The following is a 3,771-nucleotide window of genomic DNA, read 5'->3' as shown; positions in this document are numbered from 1 at the left end:
AGCGACGGCAGCTACACCTTTACGCCGGGCACCGACTTCGATGCGCTGGCCGCGGGCGAGAGCCGCGATGTCACGTTTACCTATACCGCCACCGACAATGCCGGCGCCAGCAGCGCTCCGGTGACGGTGACGATCACTGTGACCGGCACCAACGACGCGCCGGTGGCACAGGCTGCGACGGCTACGACAGAAGAGAATACTGTCCTCACAGGCCAGGTCCCGGCGGCGACCGATGTCGACGGCACCATCGCGGGTTACGAGTTGGCGACGGATGTTGGTACGGGTAATGGCTCGCTGGCGTTCAATGCCGACGGTTCCTACACCTTCGATCCGGGTGCGGACTTCGGCGCGCTGGCCGCGGGCGAGAGTCGTGATGTCACGTTCACCTACACCGCCACTGACAATGCCGGAGCCAGCAGCGCTCCGGTGACGGTGACGATCACCGTCACTGGCACCAACGATGCGCCGGTGGCCAAGGCCGATACCGGCAGCACCGGCGAGAACACGGTTCTCACCGGTCAGGTCCCGGCGGCGACGGATGTCGACGGCACCATCGCCAGCTACGCGCTCGACACCGACGTCGGCCAAGGCAACGGCAGCCTCAGTTTCAACAGCGACGGCAGCTACACCTTTACCCCGGGCACCGATTTCGACGCCCTAGCTGCGGGCGAAAGCCGCGACGTCACGTTCACCTACACCGCGACCGATAACGATGGCGGTGTCAGCGCGCCGCAGACCATCACCATTACGGTGACCGGCACCAATGATGCGCCGGTGGCTGTCGTTGACACCCAAACCACTGGCGAGAACACGGTTCTCACCGGCCAGGTCCCAGCGGCGACGGATGTCGATGGCACCATCGCCAGCTACTCACTCCACACCGACGTGGGTCAGGGCAATGGCTCGTTGGCGTTCAATGCTGACGGCTCGTACACCTTCACACCGGGCACCGATTTCGACGCGCTGGCCGCGGGTGAGAGCCGCGACGTCACGTTTACCTACACCGCCACGGATAACGATGGCGGTGTCAGTGCGCCGCAGACCGTGACGATCACCGTCACCGGCACCAACGACGCGCCGGTGGCGCAGGCTGCGACGGCTACGACGGAAGAAAATACGGTTCTCACCGGTCAGGTCCCGGCCGCAACTGACGTCGATGGCACCATCGCCAGCTACGCGCTCGACACCGACGTGGGTCAGGGCAATGGCTCGTTGGCGTTCAATGCCGACGGTTCCTACACCTTCACGCCGGGCACTGACTTCGACGCACTCGCTGCCGGCGAGAGCCGCGATATCACGTTCACCTACACCGCGACGGATGATGCCGGAGCCAGCAGTTACCCGGTCACAGTGACGATCACCGTGACCGGTACCAACGATGCGCCAGTCGCCAAGGCCTATACTGGCAGCACCGGTGAAAACACCACTCTGACCGTCACCGCCGCCAACGGCGTGCTGGCCAACGACAGCGATGTCGATGGCGGTACGCTCAGCGTGAGCGCGGTCAACGGTATCGCCGCGAGCGTGGGTACCGCTATCGCCGGCAGCAACGGTGGCACATTCACGCTGAACGCCGATGGCAGTTACAGCTTCAACCCCGGCACGGCGTTCGATCGCCTGGCTGCGGGTCAGACCGACACCACTCAGGTCAGCTACACCGTCAGCGACGGCCAGGGCGGTACCGCCACTTCGACGCTGACCGTGACGGTGACCGGCACCAACGACGCGCCGGTGGCGGTTGCCGATACCCAAACCACCGGCGAGAACACGGTTCTCACCGGTCAGGTCCCGGCCGCAACTGACGTCGATGGCAACATCGCCAGCTACGCGCTCGACACCGACGTGGGTCAGGGCAATGGCTCGTTGGCGTTCAATGCTGACGGCTCGTACACCTTCGATCCGGGCACGGACTTCGATGCGCTGGCCGCGGGCGAAAGCCGTGATGTCACGTTCACCTACACCGCCACCGACAGTGCCGGCGCCAGCAGTTCCCCGGTCACAGTGACGATCACCGTCACTGGCACCAACGACGCGCCAGTGGCCGTTGCCGATACCCAGACCACCGGCGAGAACACGGCTCTTACCGGTCAAGTCCCGGCAGCAACGGACGTCGATGGCACCATCGCCAGCTACTCACTCCACACCGACGTGGGTCAGGGCAATGGCTCGCTGGCGTTCAACGCTGATGGTTCCTACACCTTCGATCCGGGTACCGACTTCGACGCGCTGGCTGCGGGCGAGAGCCGCGATGTCACGTTCACCTACACCGCCACCGATAACGATGGTGGGGTGAGTTCGCCGCAGACCGTGACCATTACGGTGACCGGCACCAATGACGCGCCGGTGGCGGTTGCCGATACCCAGACCACCGGCGAGAACACCACCCTGACCGTCAACGCCGCCAACGGCGTGCTGGCCAACGACAGCGATGTCGATGGCGGTACGCTCAGCGTCAGCGCGGTCAACGGCACGGCCGCGAGCGTGGGCACCGCGATCGCCGGCAGCAATGGCGGCACGTTCACGCTGAACGCGGATGGCAGCTACAGCTTCAACCCCGGCACGGCGTTCGATCGTCTGGCTGCGGGTCAGACCGACACCACTCAGGTCAGCTACACCCTCAGCGACGGCCAGGGCGGTACCGCCACTTCGACGCTGACCGTCACGGTCACCGGCACCAACGACGCCCCGACCGTCACCGCACCGCTGTCCACCAGTGCGACGGAAGACGGCGCTCCGGTTACGCTCAACCTGCTGTCCGGCGCCAGCGATGTCGATGGCGGCACGCTCAGCGTCACCGGTCTGCCGACCACGCTACCGGCAGGCGTGACCTATAACGCCACCACCGGCCAGTTGACACTGGATCCGTCCAACGCCGCCTACCAGAACCTGGCTGCCGGTCAGACACGCGACGTCAGCGTCAGTTACACCATCAGTGATGGTCAGGGTGGCACGGTCGCGCAGAGCGCCACCTTCACCGTCACCGGCACCAATGATGCGCCAGTCGCTCAAGCGAGCACCGCCACGACCGGCGAAAATACGATCCTCAACGCCCAGGTCCCGGCAGCGACCGACGTCGACGGCACCATCGCCAGCTACCAGCTCGCCACGGGCGTGGGCAGCGGCAACGGCAGCCTGACGTTCAACGCCGACGGCTCCTATCGCTTCACGCCGGGCACCGACTTCGATGCGCTGCCGGCGGGTCAGAGCCGCAACGTCACGTTCACCTACACCGCCACCGACAACAACGGCGCAACCAGCGCACCGGTCACCGTGACCATCACCGTCACCGGCACCAACGACGCCCCGGTCGCCAAGACCGATACCGGCAGCACCGGCGAAAACACCACCCTGATCGTCAACGCCGCCAATGGCGTACTCGCCAACGACAGCGATGTCGATGGCGGTACGCTCAGCGTCAGCGCGGTCAACGGCACGGCCGCAAGCGTGGGTACCGCGATCGCCGGCTCCAACGGCGGCACGTTCACGCTGAACGCCGATGGCAGCTATAGCTTCAACCCCGGCACGGCGTTCGATCGTTTGGCCGCTGGTCAGACCGACACCACGCAGGTCAGCTACACCGTCAGTGACGGCCAGGGTGGTACGGCCACTTCGACGCTGACCATCACCGTCACCGGCACCAACGATGGCCCGAAAGCCGTCGCCGATGCCGGCAGCACCGGCGAGAACACGGTTCTCACCGGTCAGGTCCCGGCGGCGACCGATGTCGATGGCACCATCGCCAGCTACGCGCTCGACACCGACGTCGGTCAG

Annotated in this window: 1 protein-coding gene; it reads left to right on the top strand. The window is 65.7% G+C overall.

The genetic code is table 11. The annotated features are described in order from the left end of the window. Positions 1-3,771 (top strand): beta strand repeat-containing protein (locus IE125_RS19080; RefSeq protein WP_194523958.1); only part of this gene is annotated, 3,771 nt, incomplete at both ends.

The organism is Salinicola rhizosphaerae, assembly GCF_014652715.1.
Lineage (GTDB): Bacteria > Pseudomonadota > Gammaproteobacteria > Pseudomonadales > Halomonadaceae > Salinicola > Salinicola rhizosphaerae.
This window is presented reverse-complemented; position numbering and strand designations above follow the sequence as displayed.